At 46.7% G+C, this 2,060-nt stretch carries 2 protein-coding genes; one reads left to right on the top strand and one right to left on the bottom strand.

The genetic code is table 11. The features are described from left to right. A partial coding sequence (locus tag WBV27_RS04030; protein WP_424199641.1) for an AraC family transcriptional regulator occupies positions 1-1,029 on the top strand: 1,029 nt, incomplete at its 5' end. Positions 1,030-1,314: 285 nt separating this feature from the next. On the opposite strand, the gene WBV27_RS04025 is transcribed toward WBV27_RS04030, so the two are convergent. Then, positions 1,315-2,060: family 1 glycosylhydrolase (locus WBV27_RS04025; RefSeq protein ID WP_424199639.1), on the bottom strand; the 746-nt coding region annotated here is incomplete at its 5' end.

Below are 2,060 nucleotides of genomic sequence, written 5' to 3'. Positions count from 1 at the left end.
TATACGAAGGTCGAAGAATATTTGATGAACCATCGGGAAATCCGGAACAACAAACGGCTCATCCAGGAATTTGTAGCCACACTCAATGAAGAAGAGGCAAAAGAACAATTGGTCCCTATCCTTCCGCACATGGTTTCAGATACTTTGAATCCTCCTGAAACATTCCCTGAAAGTTATTTTTTTAATGAGAATGATCCCTTAAAAGTCAAAATCACTCAGCATACGCGGTATTCAACTCCGGTCATGCACAAACACGATTTCTACGAAATGTTCTATGTCTATGAAGGGGAGTTTGAACAGTTCATTGATAACAAGACCTTTGTGATGCGGACTGGGGACATTTGTCTCGTTCCGCCGGGCGTTTTTCACTCCTTGGATGTGAACAACTACAGCATTGTCCTGAATATTCTCATCCAAAAAGACAGTTTTCAAGAGATCTTCTTCAACAACCTAAGCGGCGACCATATTTTCTCAAACTTCCTGATCAGCGACGTCTATGCGAAAAAAATCGACAGCTTCATAATTTTCCCAACAAACGGGGACCTGAAAATCAAAAATATGATCTTGGATATGTTCTTGGAGACGATCAACAAACAAAAGTATTATGTACAAGTCGTCCACTCCAATCTTGTGTTGCTGTTCAGCCATCTGCTCCGCCACTATGAAGACAGATCGATCATGCCAAAACCACAACGCAAACGGGACGTAATCGATTTTGAAATCATTACTTCCATTGAGAAAAACTATAAAGACATCACCCTGGAACAACTATCCGATTCCATTCACTATTCCACCCAACACATTTCTCTGCGGATCAAACAATTAACGGGAGAGTCTTTCACCAAATTCGTGTTAAGAAAAAGGATGACGGTTGCGGCTGACCTTCTGAAGCACACTAATATGAAAATCCAAGATATCGGCCCTGATGTAGGCTATAAAAATCAGGAGAACTTTATCCGTTCCTTCAGAAAATTCTATGAGACGACACCTTCCCAATTCAGAAAAAACCACAGCAAATTTAAACTATGACACGTCCTGGGGTTGCGCTGGGGAGGCTGGGGGCGTTGGGGCGCCCCAGCTCCGGTGAGTGGTTGGTCCGCCGGAGGTGAGGTAGCGAGCTAAACTTCGACCTCCGATGAGGCCCGCCTCGCCGTAGTTGATCGGAATAATCTACCTCCACCTCCGGCGAGCCTCGCTTGGCCGGAGGTGGAGAGCCCTCAGCAGCGTGCGCGGGTGGATGCGGACAATCCGGCCACATTACCGAACCGAAAAAAGCTCAGCGGAATCCCCGCTGAGCTTTTTCATTTATGCAATTTAAGCCAATTCTTCCCCGTTGGAAGCAATGACCTTCTTGTACCAATCGAAGGAATCCTTTTTGCTTCTTTCCAGTGTTCCGTTGCCTTCATTGTCTCGGTCCACGTAGATGAAGCCGTAGCGTTTCTTCATTTCGCCGGTCGTGAACGATACGCAATCGATGCAGCCCCAAGGTGTGTAGCCCATCAGATCGACGCCGTCCTCTTCGACAGCTTTTTTCATTTCTTCGATATGTGTCTTGAGGTAGTCGATGCGGTATGGATCGTGGCAGCTGCCGTCCTCTTCCTTGATGTCGATGGCACCGAAGCCGTTTTCGACGATGAATAATGGTTTTTCATAGCGTTCGTAGAACAGATTCAATGTGTAACGCAAACCTTCCGGATCGATCGCCCAGCCCCAGTCGGACTCTTCGATGAACGGGTTCTTCACGGAATGTGCACTGGAACCATCCAGAGCTTTCGATACATCTTTATTTACGGTTGAATCGACGCAGTTACTCATATAGTAAGAGAAGCCGATATAGTCGACAGTGCCTTCAGCCAAAGCTTTTTTGTCTGCTTCGGTGATGTCCAGGTTGAAGCCTTTGCGTTCGAACATCTTCAAGGCGTAAGCAGGATAGTGGCCGCGGCATTGCACGTCGCAGAAGAACCAGCGGTCATGCATCATTTGGTTGGACAATACCATATCAGCAGGTCGAGACGAATACGGATAGATCGGCACCATGGCGATCATATTTCCGATTTGGA

Origin of the sequence: Trichococcus sp., assembly GCF_049589555.1 — a bacterium.
GTDB lineage: Bacteria > Bacillota > Bacilli > Lactobacillales > Aerococcaceae > Trichococcus.
Note: the sequence above shows the minus strand (reverse complement) of the source record. Positions and strands in the feature narration are given on the sequence as shown.